The following is a 17,384-nucleotide window of genomic DNA, read 5'->3' as shown; positions in this document are numbered from 1 at the left end:
ATGTCATACAGGATCTGTTCGACATCAAGCACCAGCGCCAAATTGTTGGTTTCTTTGTCGTCATCCAGACAAGCAATACTGGTGATGTAGCGACCATTAACGGCTTTCTCAGCAGTGTGCACCTGTTGCCAGTCGAGACGCATAATGTTCTCTACTGACTCCACCGCAAAGGCCTGTACGCTGCGGGCGTACTCTGTGATCAACAGGATATTAAGCCCGGTTTCAGGTTTACACCCGGCGACAGCAGGCAGGTCGATCACCGGGATCACCTGGTCCCGGATATTCACCATGCCTAACAACGGAGCCTTCATGCCGGCAGGGCGTGTAAAGGTCGGCATCGGTACGATTTCACGCAGTTTGAATACGTTGATGCCAAACAGCTCTGATTTCTGCTCCTCAACGGATTTGCCAAGGCGAAACAGCAGCAGTTCAAAACGGTTAGACAGGGTTAGGTTTGTCCTGTCATCAATATCTTTCTGGAAATTGTTCATCCTGTCCTCAGTGTGAAAGCCAGCCTTTCCACTGTTATCGGCACTGAGGCGGAAAAATGGAGCACTAAACGGTGAAAATGGCGAAATCGTGAGCCAGTTCCGTGTCTGGAAAAATCGCTCTGCACTCTTCAAGTAACCGCTGGCAGCCTTTTGCATCGTAGCGTGAGCTGACGTGGGTCATGATGAGTCTGCCCACACCGGCGTCCCGTGCCAGCTGTGCGGCCTGCCGGGTGGAGCTATGCCCGCGGCTGTTGGCTTTTTCCTCCATTGAGGCGTCCAGCGTGGTTTCATGTACCATCACGTCCACCCCTTTTGCCAGTTTGATAGCGCTCGCACAGGGCCCGGTATCACCGAAAATAGCCACGGATTTCCCTCGGGTTGCCGGGGAGAGGAAATCGGCACCGTTAATCTCGCGACCGTCTTCCAGTACGATGGTTTTCCCGGCTTTCAAATCCTGAAACCACGGGCCCGCTTTAACGCCTGCCGCCTTCAGGGCGCTGGCATTAAGCGCGCCGGGTTTGTCGTGTTCTTCAACACGAAAACCGTAGCACTCCAGTGGATGTTCCAGTCGAAACGCAGTCACTTTGCGCAGGCCGTCATCCACAACCTCACCGGCGGTAATTTCTACAATATCCAGCGGGTAATCGGTCCAGGAGCCGCTCAGACGTAAAGCGGTTTCGGTAAACTCTCGCAACCCCTTGGGTCCGTAGAGCGTTAGCGGCTGGACGTTCCCGGCCATTGAACGACTGCACAGTAGCCCCGGTAAACCAAACAGGTGGTCGCCGTGTAAATGGCTGATAAAAATACGATCGAGTTTTCCCGGATTAAATGGCGTGCTAAGCATTTGATGCTGCGTCCCTTCGCCGCAATCAAAAAGCCACAAACCTGCCTGAGTCGGGTGTTGCAGATTCAGTAATATTGCCGTTACATTGCGAGAGCGTGTGGGAACTCCCGCTGACGTACCTAAAAATAGTAATTCCATCTTTACGTTACACTTTTCGCCATCAATGAGGCAGGGTGTTCAGGTTATCACAACAAAGGGGCAGACAATGATCCACTGGCAAGATCTCCATCATGCAAAGCTGAGTGTTCAGGAGCTGTATGCCATTCTTCAGCTTCGCTGTTCGGTATTCGTTGTTGAGCAACAATGTCCGTATCAGGACGTGGATGGCGACGACTTAGTCGGCGAAAACCGTCACATTCTGGGATGGCATAACGATGAACTGGTGGCGTATGCGAGGATTCTGAAAAGTGACGATGATCTGGAGCCGGTAGTAATTGGCCGGGTGATTGTCAGCGAAGCGCTGCGCGGTGAAAAACTGGGGCAGCAGTTAATGACGCAAACACTGGCATCCTGTGCGCAGCATTGGCCGCATAAGGCGTTATACCTGGGGGCTCAGGCACATCTGCAATCGTTTTATGCGAGATTTGGGTTTGTTCCAGTCACGGAAGTCTATGACGAAGACGGGATTCCACACATCGGCATGGCGCGTGAGGGGCATCAAGCGTAAACAGCCCCTGTCGTCTATAGTTAGCGGGTACGTCAATAGAAAGGGAGAATACAATGTCTTTTCATTCTTACGAGTCACGTATTGATGACGATTTGGAATTGTTGAGCGAAACGCTGGAAGAAGTGCTACGTTCTTCCGGCGATCCTGCCGACCAAAAATACCTTGAGTTGAAAGCGCGGGCTGAGCAGGCGTTAGAAGAGGTGAGAAATCGCGTTAGTCACGCCTCTGATAGTTACTATTATCGTGCAAAGCAGGCTGTTTGCCGGGCGGATGACTATGTACACGAAAAACCCTGGCGTGGGATCGGCGTGGGGGCGACAGTCGGTTTAGTGATGGGATTACTGCTGGCACGGCGATAAATATAGCGCTGTCATCGCACTCCCTATACGGGGGTACTGCTTTTTCTGCTCAGTACCCCGTATAATGTGAGGTTTTTAACAGGGAGAGGTCCGCGTGCATTCAATCACTACTGCGCTGGAAAGTCTGATGCGTCATTTGTCGCAAGAGATACCAGCCGCACCTGGAATTCGTATTTACGATATACCTTTCCCTCTGAATGATGCGTTTGACGCTTTAGGATGGCTGGCCAGCCAGACCGTCTGGCCTCAGTTTTACTGGCAGCAACGTAACGGTGACGAAGAGGCTGCCGTACTGGGAGCCGTCGCCGCATTTTCCTCACTGGAATCTGCCCAACGGTTTTTACGCCAACATGATAATTACCCAGAACTGCGCGTCTGGGGCCTGAATGCGTTTGAGCCGCAGCGCGGTAATTTATTGCTGCCGCGACTGGAATGGCGACGCTGTGCCGGGGTTGCGACCTTACGACTACACCTGTATAGCGACGTGTCGTTGCGTGAAGATGCCGCGCAGGCCGCTGCGTTTATTTCAGCGCTTGCGCAGGTAAAACCGCTTCCCGCACTGCGCCTGAATTTAACCGGTGAACAACACTGGCCAGATAAAGCAGGCTGGACGCGCCTTATTGAGCTTGCCACGCAAACTATTGCCGGGGAAGAACTCGACAAAGTGGTGCTGGCGCGTGCGACCGATTTACAGTTTTCTCAGCCAGTTAATGCCGCGGCGGTTATGGCCTCCAGCCGTCGTTTAAATCTCAACTGTTACCACTTCTATATGGCGTTTTCCGCCGAATCTGCTTTTCTTGGCTCTTCCCCTGAACGTCTGTATCGGCGGCGTGACACGGCACTGCGCACTGAGGCGCTGGCCGGAACCGTTGCCAATCACCCTGACGATCATCGCGCCTGGCAGTTGGGTGAATGGCTGATGAAGGACGATAAAAATCAGCGTGAGAACATGTTGGTAGTGGAAGATATTTGCCAACGGCTGCAGAACTGTACGCAAACCCTCGATGTCCTGCCGCCGCAGGTACTCAGGCTGCGCAAAGTACAGCATCTGCGCCGCTGTATCTGGACTGCGCTCAATCAGGCGGATGATACGCTCTGTCTGGTACAGCTACAGCCTACTGCGGCCGTAGCGGGTATTCCACGCGAGCTGGCGCGCGAATTTATCCAACATAATGAACCCTTTGAACGCGAGTGGTATGCCGGTTCTGCGGGTTATCTTTCACTGCGTCAGAGCGAGTTTTGCGTGTCATTACGTTCAGCGAAAATTAGCGCAAATGTCGTACGTCTGTATGCCGGTGCGGGGATCGTGCGCGGTTCCGATCCTGAGCAAGAATGGCAAGAAATAGATAATAAAGCGGCAGGGTTACGTACTTTATTACAGATGGAAGGATAATGATTTCGTGTATATTCCCGACTCATATCAAAAATCCATTTATTCGATTCTTTATACTGTGTCGCAATATTGATACCGGACAATCTCATGTCAGTAAGCGCATTTAACCGACGCTGGGCGGCGGTCATTCTGGAAGCTCTCACTCGCCACGGCGTCAGGCATGTCTGTATTGCCCCTGGCTCTCGTTCGACGCCGTTGACTTTAGCGGCAGCGGAAAACCCCGCTTTTATCCACCATACTCATTTTGATGAGCGTGGGCTTGGGCATCTGGCCTTAGGTCTGGCAAAAGTCAGCAGGCAACCTGTTGCCGTGATTGTGACGTCCGGTACAGCGGTGGCGAATTTGTATCCCGCGTTGATTGAAGCGGGCCTGACCGGTGAAAAACTGATTTTACTCACGGCTGACCGACCGCCTGAGCTTATCGATTGTGGCGCTAACCAGGCGATTCGTCAGGCCGGTATGTTTGCCTCGCATCCGTCGCAAACGCTCTCTTTACCGCGTCCGACGCAGGACATTCCCGCAAGCTGGCTGGTGTCTACCATCGATAACGCCTTAGCCGCGCTACATAGCGGGGCGGTGCATATCAATTGCCCATTTGCGGAACCGCTGTATGGTGACATGGATGAAACAGGGGTTGCCTGGCAGCAGCGTCTTGGTGACTGGTGGCAGGATGACAAGCCCTGGCTGCGTGAAGCGCGTCGGCTGGAAAGCGACAAACAGCGTGACTGGTTTTTCTGGCGGCAAAAACGTGGCGTGGTACTTGCCGGGCGCATGAGCGCCGAAGAGGGCAAGAAAGTTGCGCTCTGGGCGCAGACGTTAGGTTGGCCGTTGATTGGCGATGTTCTGTCGCAAACCGGACAACCGTTGCCGTGTGCCGATTTGTGGCTCGGGAATTCGAAAGCGGTGGCAGAGTTACAGCAGGCGCAGATTGTGGTGCAGCTTGGCAGCAGCCTGACCGGAAAACGACTCCTGCAATGGCAGGCCAGCTGCGATCCGCAGGAATACTGGATCGTTGATAATATCGAAGGCCGCCTCGATCCGGCTCACCATCGTGGACGCAGGCTGGTCGCGAAGGTTGGCGACTGGCTGGAGCTGCATCCGGCGGAGAAACGCCAGCCCTGGTGTGTGGAGATCCCGCGGCTGGCGAAACAGGCATGGCAGGCGGTAGAAGCCCGCCGTGATACGTTTGGCGAAGCACAGCTGGCACACCGTATTCACGAGTATCTGCCAGAGCAGGGACAGCTGTTTGTGGGCAACAGCCTGGTGGTGCGCCTGATTGATGCGTTGTCGCAGCTTCCGGCTGGTTACCCGGTCTATAGCAATCGTGGCGCGAGCGGCATTGACGGCCTGCTGTCAACCGCAGCTGGCGTACAGCGCGCCAGCGCAAAATCGACGCTGGCTATCGTCGGCGATTTATCTGCATTGTATGACCTGAATGCGCTGGCGTTATTGCGTCAGGTTTCCGCGCCGTTTGTCCTGATCGTGGTCAATAATAACGGTGGGCAAATTTTTTCCCTGCTGCCGACGCCAGCAAGCGAACGTGAACGGTTTTACCTGATGCCGCAGAACGTCCATTTTGAGCATGCTGCCGCCATGTTTGACCTCAAATATCACCGTCCGGAGAACTGGGCGCAACTGGAGAGCGCGCTGACGAATGCTTGGCGTACTCCGGTGGCAACGGTGATTGAGCTGGTAGTGAATGAAACTGACGGGGCGCAAACCCTGCAGCAATTGCTGGCGCAGGTAAGTCATCTATGATCCTGCACGCGCAGGCGAACACGGGTCAGGTGGATTTCCCCTGGCTGGTTTTCCTGCACGGATTTTCCGGTGATTGCCGGGAATGGCAGGCGGTCGGTGAAGCATTCCCGGAGTTTTCGCGGTTGTATATCGACCTGCCTGGCCACGGCGGTTCTGCTGACATCAGCGTGAGAGGATTCGATGACGTCAGCGATTTGTTGCGTAATACGCTGCTTAGTTACAACATACTTAACTACTGGCTGGTGGGATATTCCCTTGGCGGCAGAGTCGCGATGATGGCGGCCTGTCAGGCGTTGCCCGGACTGTGTGGTCTGGTGGTTGAAGGTGGGCATCCAGGGCTGCAAAGTGAAAATGAACGCACCCAGCGTCGTCTCTCGGATGGCCGCTGGGCCGCGCGTTTTCGTACTGAGCCGCTGCGCGAGGTGTTTAATGACTGGTATCAACAGCCGGTCTTTTCCTCACTGAATGTCGCGCAAAGAGAGGCGCTGGTCGATATGCGTAGCCAGAATAACGGGCAAACGCTGGCGGCAATGCTGGAGGCCACCTCGCTTGCCGTACAACCTGATTTACGTGCGCAACTCACTACGCGCACATTTCCGTTTTATTATTTATGTGGTGAACGTGACGATAAATTCCGCGCTCTGGCGACGGAAATGTCAGTACCAAACCATGTGATTCGTAATGCCGGACACAACGCGCATCGGGAAAACCCCGCTGGCGTGGTGGAATGTCTGGCTCAGATTCTGCGTCGCTGACTATAGGACATTTTATGATTTATCCTGATGAAACAATGCTTTACGCACCGGTAGAATGGAACGATTGCTCTGAAGGCTACACCGATATTCTCTACGAGAAATCCACCGACGGTATCGCAAAAATCACCATTAATCGTCCACAGGTACGCAATGCCTTCCGTCCGGTCACTGTGAAAGAGATGATCCAGGCGCTGGCGGATGCCCGCTATGATGACAATATCGGCGTGATTATTCTGACTGGTGCGGGCGATAAAGCGTTCTGTGCAGGCGGCGATCAGAAGGTACGTGGCGACTACGGCGGATACCAGGATGACTCCGGCGTGCATCATCTGAACGTACTGGACTTTCAGCGCCAGATTCGTACCTGTCCGAAACCGGTTGTCGCGATGGTGGCAGGGTATTCCATCGGCGGTGGTCATGTGCTGCACATGATGTGTGACCTGACCATTGCGGCTGAAAACGCCATCTTTGGTCAGACCGGGCCGAAAGTCGGTTCCTTCGACGGCGGGTGGGGCGCGTCCTACATGGCGCGCATCGTCGGTCAGAAAAAAGCACGTGAAATCTGGTTCCTGTGCCGTCAGTACGATGCAAAACAAGCGCTGGATATGGGCCTGGTAAACACCGTGGTTCCGCTGGCGGATCTGGAAAAAGAGACCGTACGCTGGTGCCGCGAAATGCTGCAAAACAGCCCAATGGCGCTGCGCTGCCTGAAAGCTGCGCTGAACGCCGACTGCGATGGTCAGGCGGGTCTGCAGGAGCTGGCGGGTAACGCCACGATGCTGTTCTACATGACGGAAGAAGGTCAGGAAGGCCGTAACGCCTTTAACCAGAAACGCCAGCCTGACTTCAGCAAATTCAAACGGAATCCGTAATGCGTAGCGCGCAGGTATACCGTTGGCAGATCCCCATGGACGCGGGGGTGATTCTGCGCGACAGGCGGTTAAAAACGCGTGACGGGCTGTACGTTTGTCTTCGTGACGGCGAGCGCGAAGGGTGGGGAGAGATCTCCCCCCTGCCGGGCTTCAGTCAGGAAAGCTGGGAAGAGGCGCAAACTGAGCTGCTGGCCTGGGTGAAGGGTTGGCTACAGGGCGATGCTTCCTTACCGCAAATGCCTTCGGTCGCCTTTGGCGCAAGCTGCGCGCTGGCCGAACTGGCAGGCACTCTGCCAGAGGCGGCGGACTACCGTGCTGCGCCGCTGTGTACGGGCGATCCTGATGATCTGGTGCTGCAACTGGCGGACATGCCGGGTGAGAAAGTTGCGAAGGTCAAAGTCGGTCTGTATGAAGCTGTTCGCGACGGTATGGTCGTCAACCTGTTGCTGGAGGCGATCCCGGAACTGCACCTGCGGCTTGATGCCAATCGTGCCTGGACGCCGCTGAAAGCTCAGCAGTTTGCGAAATACGTTAATCCGGAGTATCGCGGGCGCATTGCCTTCCTCGAAGAGCCGTGTAAAACCCGTGATGATTCCCGCGCGTTCTCGCGTGAAACAGGGATTGCCATTGCCTGGGATGAAAGTCTGCGTGAAGCGGATTTCACCTTCGAAGCCGAAGAGGGCGTGAAGGCAGTCGTCATCAAGCCTACGCTGACGGGTAGCCTCGACAAGGTGCGTGAGCAGGTTGCCGCCGCACACGCGATAGGTCTCACCGCCGTGATCAGCTCCTCTATCGAATCGAGCCTGGGCTTAACCCAGCTGGCGCGCATTGCTGCCTGGTTGACGCCACAGACTATCCCTGGTCTGGATACGCTCAGCCTGATGCAGTGCCAGCAGGTACGCGCGTGGCCTGGCAGTACGTTGCCGTGCATTGAGATTGATGCGCTGGAACGATTGCTATGACCCAGCGGGAAATGCCCGATGGCGCAAGCGCATCGGGCCTGGAATGGTTGTCCGATACGCCTGATTTTACTGACTGGCCGTGGCGTCACTGGCGACAGGCTCGTACTGACGCGCCAGCCTTACGCCTCAACGATGAGGTGTTACGCTGGAGCGAACTCTGTACGCGAGTCGATCGTCTGGCAAGCGGCTTTGCGGCTCAAGGGGTGGGAGAGGGCGATGGCATATTGCTCCGCGCCTGGAATCATCCCCGTCCGCTGCTGGCATGGCTGGCACTGTTGCAGTGTGGGGCGCGGGTTTTACCTGTGAACCCACAGTTGCCTCAGTCGCTGCTTGATGCGCTGGTCCCGGAGTTAACGCTGCGTTTTGCGCTGGATCTGGAAGGCGAAAGTCCGCTCCCGGGGTTGGCACCGCTGCGGATGCTGGAACAGTCTGGCGAGCATGCTGCCGTCTGGTTGCCTCAGCGCTTGAGCACAATGACGTTAACTTCCGGCTCAACCGGACTGCCTAAAGCAGCGGTACATACCTGTCAGGCGCATTTGGCGAGTGCGCAGGGGGTGCTGTCACTGATGCCATTTGGCGAAGACGATGACTGGCTGCTCTCGCTACCGTTATTTCACGTTTCCGGTCAGGGGATTATGTGGCGCTGGTTGTTTGCGGGCGCGCGTATGACCGTGCGCGATAAGCAGCCGTTAGAGCAGATGCTGGTGGGTTGTACCCATGCTTCGCTGGTTCCCACGCAGCTTTGGCGACTGTTGGTCAATCACACACCGGTATCGCTAAAGGCCGTGTTGCTGGGCGGTGCCGCGATTCCTGTTGAATTGACTGAACAAGCTCGTGAGCAGGGTATTCGCTGCTGGTGCGGTTACGGGTTAACGGAATTTGCCTCCACGGTGTGTGCGAAAGAGGCCGATGGTAAGGCGGATGTCGGCTCTGCACTACCAGGCAGAGAAGTCAGGATTGTTGATGATGAAGTCTGGCTTCGTGCCGCCAGCATGGCGCAAGGGTACTGGCGCGACGGACAGCTTTATCCACTGGTTAATGCGCAAGGCTGGTTTGCCACCCGCGATCGCGGCGTGTTAAAGGATGGCAAGCTAACCATAGTCGGGCGTATGGACAATCTGTTCTTTAGCGGTGGAGAAGGGATCCAACCGGAAGAGGTGGAGCGCGTTATTGTATCGCATCCCCATGTTCTGCAAGCTTTTATTGTTCCAATAGAAGATGAAGAGTTTGGCCACCGCCCCGTTGCGGTTGTGGAGTACGATACTGAAGCCGGAAGAATTGATCTGGCAGAATGGGTGAAAGATAAGCTGGCACGTTTCCAGCAACCCGTTCGTTGGCTAACCTTACCCGCAGAATTAAAAAGCGGTGGTATTAAGGTTTCTCGCCGGGCGCTGCTGGAGTGGGTCCGTACCCGCGGTAAAGCTTAAGAAAACATTAAATTTATCTCGCATAATTGCCATTCCCTGGCCATTGTCCTTTGGTTTATCTGCTAAAGTGTAACCTGGTGTGAAAATCATTAGCAAAAGGTGCGCTATGGAATGGCATGTGAAGAAGTCTTGCTGTAACCAAAAAGCAGGGAGGCTCTATATTGTACTTTGTGATAGCGGTGGTTCGTTGAAAATGCTGGCTGAAGCGCAAGCCAGCGAGCGTGTAAAAACAGGCGATCTCTTGTCACCGTTAAAAGATGCCCAGTATTGTATTAACCGTGACGCATCGCGAGTGATTAAAATCATTGATGCCAGACAGTATCTCGCCGAAGAATGGGAGCGTCTGCGACAACTGTCTGACGATAAATGATCTCAGGGCGTGTGTTGGCGGGCAGGTAAGAATATGGTCATTAATCCCGCCATAATACACAGCACACCCACCAGGGCTTTTACTGAAAAGGTTCCTTGCCAGCCCGGTAAAATCATTGATGCGATCCACACCAGTACATAGCTGAGGCTGAGCAAGGCATAGGCTTTGCTCAGCGCGAGCTGATGCAGGGCTTTATGCCAGCACATCACTGACAGTAAATAACCTACCAGCCCGCCATATAAGGCGAATGCGCTGCTGCTGGTTGCAAAAACGGCGGAGATAAACGCCAGCGGTTGCAGCATGGGCGGCAGATTATCCATCGCGTAACCCAGACTTAGCTGAGCAACCGACGTAATAATCACGCTACACAGCCCCCAAAAGATGCCCATTACACCGCGCTCCCAAGAATAAAGATGCCGGTGATGAGTAGCCCAACCCCCAGCCAGTGACGTGTTGTGACAGGTTCACGCCAGATTTTCCATGCCGCCAGCGTGACCCATACAAAGTTCAGGCTTAGCATCGGGTAGGCGATGCCGACGGGAATATTCTGCAATACTGCCAGCCAGAGCAGCATGGCCAGTCCCAGACAGGCCAGCGCCAGACCAATCCACTGCGCGATATAGCGTGTTCGCGCGTGGGCGGGTACCGGGCGGGTGGCCTGCTTCTGGCACAATTGCCCACAGACGCTGAGCAGGCTGGCAAAGACTAAGGTTAGCCAGATCATTTAGGCCTGTACTGAATCAAGACCAGGCGCCCCTGATTGTCGATATAGTCAGCGGGAGGAATGGCAAGCTGATTAATATCCTCATCCTTCGAAATTGACAGCACAAGCGTAATGATCCCTTCCTGACGATGTTGCGCCAACCAGCCGGCAAAGTCATCCCGGCTGACGAAGCGTCCCTGGGCATCCGGATAATTAAGGCCGTATTTTAACTCACCTGTTTGCCCGTACATGTTGATGTCATCGCGTTTCAGGCTCCAGGCCAGGCCAGCGGCAACGCCAACACTGTCGGTGAAAATATAACGGCTCGACTCCAGCGACTCTTTGGTCATCTCGACAAAAAACTGTGGCTGTTTGGATTCCATTACCCGGTCAGGTACTGAGAAGCCGAACAACAGCGCCAGTCCCAGCGGGCAGAGCGCTGCTAATTTCCAGTTTTTTTCACTGTTGTTAAGCGTATACCAGCCAAATAGCGTCCAGGTGATAAAGATACCCCATGAGCAAAACACTTTATACGTTTCGATATGCGACCAGACCGGTGTCTTCAACGGTCCGAGCGTGGACACGATAAATGTGGCGACAATACCAATAACACCGAACAGAATGTTGATCCAACCGTTGACGCGCAGGGCTGCAGAACCTTTTTCAGCAGCCTGCAAGCCAAACCGCGCGGTAAGGATTGCCAGCGGTGCGAAGCAGGAAAGAATATAGGTTGGCAACTTCCCTTTGGCGATACTGAAAAACAGGATCGGCATAATAATCCAGCTCAGCAGGTATAAGGCGCTACGTGGTACATCCCGTTCATGCCAGCCGGTTCGCAATGCGCCCGGTAGTAGCCCGAGCCAGGGTAAGGCACCCGCCACGAAAACCGGTATGTAGTACCAGAATGGCGCTTTATGCTGGGCATCATCCTGCGCAAAACGCTGAATATGCTCAATCCAGAAAAAGTAGTGCCAGAAGTCGGGTTCGCGTTGCGCAATCGCCAGTCCCCACGGCAGGACAATGGCAATACAGCTGATAATCGACAGCAGGCCGTAAATAAAGATCTCTTTCCAGCGCTTTTGCACGAAAACCCATGGCAACACGCTGAGGACAGGGACAGCGAGCGCGAGAAAGCCTTTGGTCATCACGCCCATGCCGCAGGTAAATCCTAACAGCAAAAAGGCGACAATTTTACGTGTTCTGGTGGTGGCTTGCATTCCCTCCCAAAAACAGCACATACCCGCCATCAGCCACAGCGCGATAATGGGATCAAGTACCGCATAGGTTCCGATACTGTAAACAGAGAAAAACGTTAGAAAGATGACGGCAGAGAGTAGGGCCGTACGTTTATCACGCCATAGCCGCATTGCCAGCCAGGCGACCAGGAGTGCAGTCAGTAGGGTTGCAAAAATAGCCCCCGTTCTGACGCCAAAGTTGTTTGCGCCAAATAACCATTGCCCGATACTGTTTAACCAGTATCCCGCGATAGGTTTTTCAAAATAGCGTAGTCCTAAAAAATGTGGGACGATCCAGTCGCCAGACGTCAGCATTTCCCGGCTGATTTCAGCATAGCGCGTTTCGTCGGGCTGCCAGAGCAGGCGGCTATTGATGGGTAAAATAAAATACAGTGCAATAAATGCGACAAATGCCAGGGCGTAACGTGCGGATTTCATGATGTCACACTCGCGGGTTGCTGGCAGCCGAGCCATCCCTCTCTGCCGGGTATTTTGCCACGAACGATCTGGCCCGTTGGCAGTGTACTGATATCGTCTGGTAACAGTTCGCCCAGTGGACAAAACGTAATCCCGGCGTCGGCGGCACGAATGAGCAGATCGTCAAATTGCTGCTGAAAAGCAATGCCTTCCACCTCTGCGTGAATCGTGTAGACCGGGGTGCCTTTGTCCCTCTGAATGCGGGAGAGAATATAGTCGTTGAAGTCCGCTGCCTGCACCTCCTGACCAACTACTTCATCCCATGTCGGTAGCGTGACTGGAATTTGTGGTGTCCCTATTTCTCCCGTTTCAAGTACAGGACGGAATAACGATGTCCCCCTGCAATCGCTGTTATAGCGCAGATGGAATGTTTCTTTCGCCTCGACGACGCGCGAGTCGGCACGCCAGCCAGCGACGGCAGAGCAGGTAACGGTTTGGCCGATGATTGTTTCGAGTGCATTAATGCCCCGCGAAATATCATCAATCAGCTGTTTATCGTTCCAGTTGCCACTTCGTGATTGCCAGGCATGATGATCCCAGGCGTGTAAGCCTGTTTCGTGATACCGGGCAGCTTGCGAAATGATGGCCGCATTAGCCAGGCCAATTTCTTTTCCAGGCCAGGCGGTGCCGGCCAGTAAAATGTCCCACCCGTAGAGTGAGGCTGCGTTTGAGCGCAGCATCTTCCACAAAAATTGCGGCTTCACCAGACGCCAGAGATGGCGTCCCATGTTGTCGGGCCCGACGCTAAAAAAGAAACTAGCCCGAACGTTATGCCGGTTCAATGTCTCCAGCAGGCGGGGCACGCCTTCGCGTGTCCCCCTGAATGTATCGACATCTATGCGCAAGCCCACTTTGGTCATGATGTGTGTTCCGTGATGTCCACACTGCGTAAGAAGAAGTCCAGCGTCTCTTCAACCGTTTCTTGCATATCGATTGTTGGTTCCCAGTTCAGGCAACGTTTGGCGTTACGAATACTGGGTTTGCGGTGCTCAACGTCCTGGTAGCCTTTACCATAGTAGCTGCTACTCTCAACGTCGCGGAAACCAGCAAACGGCGGAAAGTGTTGGCGCAACGGATGTTTTTCGAAGCAGGAAAGGAGCATTTCAGCCAGTTCCTGAATACTTGCTTCGTTATCCGGGTTACCGATATTGATGATCTCGCCATCACAGCGCCCGCCGTCGTTTTCAATGATACGGAACAGGGCTTCGATACCGTCACGAATGTCGGTAAAGCAACGCTTCTGCTTGCCGCCTTCAATCAGCTTGATGGGGGAGCCTTCCACCAGATTCAGGATCAGTTGGGTAATGGCGCGTGAGCTGCCGATACGTGCGGCGTTCAGGCTATCCAGACGCGGTCCCATCCAGTTAAATGGACGGAATAAGGTGAAACGTAGCCCTTCTTTTTCACCGTATGCCCAAATAACGCGATCCAGCAGTTGTTTAGAGACCGAGTAGATCCAGCGCGGTTTATTAACCGGGCCGACGATCAGGTTGGAGCTGTCTTCATCGAAGTCTTTATCGGTACACATACCGTAGACTTCAGATGTTGACGGGAAAATGATGCGTTTGCGGTACTTGACACAGTAACGAATAATTTTCAGGTTTTCTTCAAAATCGAGTTCGAAGACGCGCAGCGGGTTGCGGGTATATTCAATCGGTGTGGCAATGGCGACCAGTGGCAGCACGACGTCGCATTTTTTCACATGATATTCAATCCATTCGGAGTGAATGCTGATATCACCTTCCACAAAATGGAATCGTGGGTGTTGCAGAAAACGCTCAATCGCATCGCTGCCAATATCAAGCCCGTAGATTTCGTAGTTATCTTCGCGTAGCAGGCGTTCGGTCAGGTGGTTGCCAATAAAACCGTTAACGCCAAGGATCAAAACGCGGGTACGACGTTTGCTGGCGGAAACGGGCTGGCTGTTGAGGCGAGAACCGGCAACCAGACCCAAAACTTGTGCCAGCTGTGAGCCCTGCATGGTAATGCCATCACCCGCTTGCCCGGTAATGATTTCGAGTGCGCCATCGGCACAGGCAATCAGCAATGGCGATACGGAGATAACCGTTCCCGGCAGCGCTGCAGATGTATTTGCACTCTGGCGCGATGACCAGATGGTGAATTTTTGCGTACCGGCATAGCTAAATGCACCTGGCCATGGATCGGACACGGCGCGAACCATGTTATGCAGTTGTGCGCAGGGTTTGTTCCAGTCAAGGAAACTGTCTTCCGGCGTGCGGCGACCAAAACAGGTGGCGTCGGCTTCCTGTTGTGGATACTCCTGAAAATCACCGGCTTTGATGGCTGGCAGCGCCTGCGCCAGTACCTCGCGGGCAGACTGGCATAATTTATGGTGCAGGGTTAACGCCACGTCATCGGGGGAAATGGTAATGCGTTGTTGGGCAACGATGGCACCGGCATCTGCGCGCTTGACCATGCGGTGCAGCGTCACGCCTGTTTCAGTTTCGCCATTGACTAATACCCAGTTCAGCGGTGCACGGCCACGATATTTGGGCAGTAATGAGCCGTGCAGATTAAAGGCTCCCGCAGGTGCAAGACGCAGGATGTCATCGCTGAGTAAATGGCGATAGTAGAATGAGAAGATCACATCGGGGGTGAGCTGGGCGATCCGCTCGATCCACAGCGGATGATTGACCTCGTCCGGAGCGTACACCGGAATACCTGCGCTGGCAGCGAGGCGGGAAACTGAGCCAAAAAACGCTTTTTCACCTGGGTTATCGGCGTGCGTAAAAATAGCAGCGATGTCATAACCTGCATCCAACAGGGCCTGAACCCCCTGACATCCCATATCGTGATAGGCAAATACGACGGCTTTCATGCGCGGTTTTCCTCAGTTGACTGCGTGGTTTGTGGACGGATAACGTGTTGAACAAAATAGCGAGGGCGTGCGCGGACATCGTTATAGATGCGACCGATATATTCGCCGAGTAATCCCATGCCAATGAATTGCGCGCCGATAAAGGTAAACAGCACGGCAAACAGCATAAACACACCTTCTGCCGCCCACTGCGGGCCGAGCGTCAGGCGAAGAACAACAAGCAGAACCGACAGGGTAAAGCCTGTGGCGGCAATGATGCTGCCCAGCAGGCTCAACATACGCAATGGCGTGGTGGTCAGGCAGGTTACCAGGTCATACATCAGGTTTATCAGACGCATGAAACTGTACTTAGAGTCGCCAAATTCACGTTCGGCATGGTGTACCGGGATTTCCGTGGCGCGGCGGGCAAAGATGTTAGCCAGGATCGGAATAAAGGTGCTACGCTCCTGGCAATGCAACATGGCATCGACGATGTGACGGCGATAGGCGCGCAGCATGCAGCCATAATCGCCCATGGCTTTACCGGTCGTGCGCTGAATCAGATGGTTGATCATCCGTGAGGCGGTCTTACGAAAGCGACTGTCCTGGCGGTTCTGACGCACCGTTCCTACGACATCGAAGCCTTCTTTTGCCGTGGCAACCAGCCGCGGGATCTCCTCTGGCGGGTTTTGTAAATCAGCATCTAACGTGATGATCAGGTCGCCCGTGACGTGGCTGAAACCGGCCATAATCGCCGAGTGTTGCCCATAGTTTCGATTCAACAGAATAGAGACAATATGGCTGTTCGGTGCCTGGGAGGCGTCCATCATCAGTTGAGCCGAATTGTCACTGCTACCGTCGTCAATGAGCAGGATTTCATATTCAGTATCCAGTTTTTCGCAGGCGGCGCTGGTGCGCCTGATTAATTCTGGCAGGCTTTCCTGTTCGTTAAAAACGGGAATGACCACCGAGACTTTACTAATCGGTGTGGCTTCAAACATGCTTATTATCCTGCAATCTGGCGAAGTGCCGTAATGACGCGTTGTGTGTCATCGTCGGTCATGTCGGGAAATAGCGGCAGTGAACATATGCGTGCGCTATTCCATTCGGTATTAGGCAAAGAAAGATCGGTGAAACGTTCGCGATAATATTTCTGCGTGTGGGCCGCGCGAAAATGCAGGCCTGTGCCAATATTTCTGGCCTTTAGTGCTTCCATCAGAGCATCTCTGTTCAGCCCGCAGCGGGCTTCATCCACGCGAATGATGAACAAATGCCAGGCGTGCACATGTGACCACTGAGGCAGGGTGAGCGGTTGAAACGGCGTATCGGCCAGCGCCTGTTGATACTGCTGCGCAATTTGCGCACGGCGTGCGTTCAGACGAGCCAGCTTGTTCAACTGTACCAGGGCGATGGCAGCGTTGATATCAGTCAGGTTGTACTTATATCCCGGCGCGAGAACTTCAGCTTGCGGCGCGCGGCCATAGGTTTGACGGTCATACGCATCTACACCCAGGCCGTGAAATTTCAGGCTGCGAAGCCGTTGAGCGAGCTGGCTGTCGTCAGTAACAATCAGTCCACCCTCAGCACAGGTCACATTCTTGATAGCGTGAAAGGAAAAGATTGCGGTACCACGAGCACCGACATGACGACCCTTGTATAACGTTCCGACGGCGTGTGCTGCGTCTTCAATAACAGGGATTCCATAGCGTTCACCGATGGCGTAAATGGCATCAAGATCGGCTGGGGCCCCGGCATAATGCACGGGAATAATAGCTTTGGTTCGTGGTGTGATAGCGGCTTCAATTTGTTCGGGGGTCACCATCAGCGTATCGCGGTCAACATCGATCATAACCGCTGTGGCGCCCAGCAGGACAATCATGTTGAGTGTAGATACCCACGTCATCGACGGGGTGATCACTTCATCGCCTTCACCCACACCCAGCGCCATTAGCGTAATGTGCATACCTGCCGTCGCGGAACAGATGGCAACGGCGTTTTGGTTTCCTGTGAGCTGGCAGAAAGCGTCTTCCAACTGCTGATTTTTAGGACCCGTGGTTATCCACCCTGAATCCAGAACCGCCTTAACTGCGGCAAGTTCTTCATCACCCATTGCCGGACGGGAGAAAGGCAAAAAGTCAGACATCATTATTCCTTCAAGCCATTTAACGCCACCGCAGTTTTATTTTTAGTGATAAACAGGGGCATCGTTAATTATTTCATCAGGCCACAAAGGTTAAAGACTGAAGGTTAATT

The 17,384-nt window shown here is 54.0% G+C and carries 18 protein-coding genes; 9 read left to right on the top strand and 9 right to left on the bottom strand.

All coding sequences use genetic code 11. The annotated features are described in order from the left end of the window. Both JTI85_RS21515 and rbn read right to left on the bottom strand, forming a co-directional pair. Nucleotides 1-491 (bottom strand): chemotaxis protein CheW (locus tag JTI85_RS21515; RefSeq protein ID WP_255574804.1); only part of this gene is annotated, 491 nt, incomplete at its 3' end. A gap of 64 nt (nt 492-555) precedes the next feature. Then, entirely contained in the window at nt 556-1,473 is a 918-nt protein-coding gene (gene rbn / locus JTI85_RS15280) for a ribonuclease BN (RefSeq protein ID WP_219351700.1), read from the bottom strand. Between the two features lie 67 nt (nt 1,474-1,540). Between rbn and JTI85_RS15275 the strand changes: the two genes are divergently transcribed. From JTI85_RS15275 to pmrD, 9 genes are all read left to right on the top strand, one after another. Continuing rightward, on the top strand, nt 1,541-2,002 hold the full coding sequence (locus JTI85_RS15275; RefSeq protein WP_048211075.1) for a GNAT family N-acetyltransferase: 462 nt from the start codon (nt 1,541-1,543) through the stop codon (nt 2,000-2,002). A gap of 53 nt (nt 2,003-2,055) precedes the next feature. Then, on the top strand, nt 2,056-2,361 hold the full coding sequence (gene elaB / locus JTI85_RS15270; protein ID WP_005129450.1) for a stress response protein ElaB: 306 nt from the start codon (nt 2,056-2,058) through the stop codon (nt 2,359-2,361). A gap of 94 nt (nt 2,362-2,455) precedes the next feature. Next, on the top strand, nt 2,456-3,754 hold the full coding sequence (menF, locus tag JTI85_RS15265; protein WP_116360440.1) for an isochorismate synthase MenF: 1,299 nt from the start codon (nt 2,456-2,458) through the stop codon (nt 3,752-3,754). A gap of 87 nt (nt 3,755-3,841) precedes the next feature. Further along, nucleotides 3,842-5,512, top strand: a complete 1,671-nt coding sequence (gene menD, locus JTI85_RS15260) for a 2-succinyl-5-enolpyruvyl-6-hydroxy-3-cyclohexene-1-carboxylic-acid synthase (RefSeq protein ID WP_048211078.1) — start codon at nt 3,842-3,844, stop codon at nt 5,510-5,512. Then, complete coding sequence (gene menH, locus JTI85_RS15255; protein ID WP_116360441.1) at nt 5,509-6,267, top strand: 2-succinyl-6-hydroxy-2,4-cyclohexadiene-1-carboxylate synthase; 759 nt, start codon at nt 5,509-5,511, stop codon at nt 6,265-6,267. The genes menD and menH overlap by 4 nt, the downstream gene beginning before the upstream one ends. Nucleotides 6,268-6,281: 14 nt before the next feature. Beyond that, nucleotides 6,282-7,139 carry a 1,4-dihydroxy-2-naphthoyl-CoA synthase gene (gene menB / locus JTI85_RS15250; RefSeq protein ID WP_116360509.1) on the top strand — a complete coding sequence of 286 codons (858 nt, stop codon included), beginning with the start codon at nt 6,282-6,284 and terminating at the stop codon, nt 7,137-7,139. Continuing rightward, nucleotides 7,139-8,101: an o-succinylbenzoate synthase gene (gene menC / locus JTI85_RS15245; protein WP_061068214.1), complete on the top strand. Its 963-nt coding sequence runs from the start codon at nt 7,139-7,141 to the stop codon at nt 8,099-8,101. The genes menB and menC overlap by 1 nt, the downstream gene beginning before the upstream one ends. An 11-nt stretch (nt 8,102-8,112) precedes the next feature. Beyond that, nucleotides 8,113-9,528 carry an o-succinylbenzoate--CoA ligase gene (gene menE, locus JTI85_RS15240; RefSeq protein ID WP_116360510.1) on the top strand — a complete coding sequence of 472 codons (1,416 nt, stop codon included), beginning with the start codon at nt 8,113-8,115 and terminating at the stop codon, nt 9,526-9,528. Between the two features lie 106 nt (nt 9,529-9,634). Continuing rightward, nucleotides 9,635-9,898 carry a signal transduction protein PmrD gene (pmrD, locus tag JTI85_RS15235; RefSeq protein ID WP_219351698.1) on the top strand — a complete coding sequence of 88 codons (264 nt, stop codon included), beginning with the start codon at nt 9,635-9,637 and terminating at the stop codon, nt 9,896-9,898. 2 nt (nt 9,899-9,900) lie between these two features. On the opposite strand, the gene arnF is transcribed toward pmrD, so the two are convergent. Genes arnF through arnB form a run of 7 tightly spaced genes read right to left on the bottom strand, consistent with a single transcriptional unit; the run spans nt 9,901 to nt 17,274 of the window. After that, nucleotides 9,901-10,287, bottom strand: coding sequence for a 4-amino-4-deoxy-L-arabinose-phosphoundecaprenol flippase subunit ArnF (gene arnF / locus JTI85_RS15230; protein WP_048211084.1), 387 nt, complete (start codon nt 10,285-10,287; stop codon nt 9,901-9,903). After that, a complete protein-coding gene (gene arnE / locus JTI85_RS15225; RefSeq protein ID WP_048211085.1) occupies nt 10,287-10,622 on the bottom strand; it encodes a 4-amino-4-deoxy-L-arabinose-phosphoundecaprenol flippase subunit ArnE in 336 nt (111 codons plus the stop codon). The genes arnF and arnE overlap by 1 nt, the downstream gene beginning before the upstream one ends. Further along, the gene (arnT, locus tag JTI85_RS15220) at nt 10,619-12,274 is read right to left on the bottom strand and encodes a lipid IV(A) 4-amino-4-deoxy-L-arabinosyltransferase (protein WP_219351697.1); all 1,656 of its coding nucleotides are present in this window, start codon (nt 12,272-12,274) and stop codon (nt 10,619-10,621) included. The genes arnE and arnT overlap by 4 nt, the downstream gene beginning before the upstream one ends. Then, nucleotides 12,271-13,173 carry a 4-deoxy-4-formamido-L-arabinose-phosphoundecaprenol deformylase gene (gene arnD, locus JTI85_RS15215; protein ID WP_048211087.1) on the bottom strand — a complete coding sequence of 301 codons (903 nt, stop codon included), beginning with the start codon at nt 13,171-13,173 and terminating at the stop codon, nt 12,271-12,273. The genes arnT and arnD overlap by 4 nt, the downstream gene beginning before the upstream one ends. Then, nucleotides 13,170-15,152: a bifunctional UDP-4-amino-4-deoxy-L-arabinose formyltransferase/UDP-glucuronic acid oxidase ArnA gene (arnA, locus tag JTI85_RS15210; protein WP_199981718.1), complete on the bottom strand. Its 1,983-nt coding sequence runs from the start codon at nt 15,150-15,152 to the stop codon at nt 13,170-13,172. Before arnA ends, arnD begins: the two co-directional genes overlap by 4 nt. Further along, a complete protein-coding gene (gene arnC / locus JTI85_RS15205) occupies nt 15,149-16,132 on the bottom strand; it encodes an undecaprenyl-phosphate 4-deoxy-4-formamido-L-arabinose transferase (RefSeq protein ID WP_101741528.1) in 984 nt (327 codons plus the stop codon). Before arnC ends, arnA begins: the two co-directional genes overlap by 4 nt. Before the next feature lie 5 nt (nt 16,133-16,137). After that, entirely contained in the window at nt 16,138-17,274 is a 1,137-nt protein-coding gene (gene arnB / locus JTI85_RS15200; protein ID WP_219352586.1) for a UDP-4-amino-4-deoxy-L-arabinose aminotransferase, read from the bottom strand. Between the last annotated feature and the right edge of the window lie 110 nt (nt 17,275-17,384).

This window comes from Citrobacter sp. Colony219 (assembly GCF_019382635.1).
In the GTDB taxonomy this organism is placed as follows: Bacteria; Pseudomonadota; Gammaproteobacteria; order Enterobacterales; family Enterobacteriaceae; genus Citrobacter; species Citrobacter youngae.
Note: the sequence above shows the minus strand (reverse complement) of the source record. Positions and strands in the feature narration are given on the sequence as shown.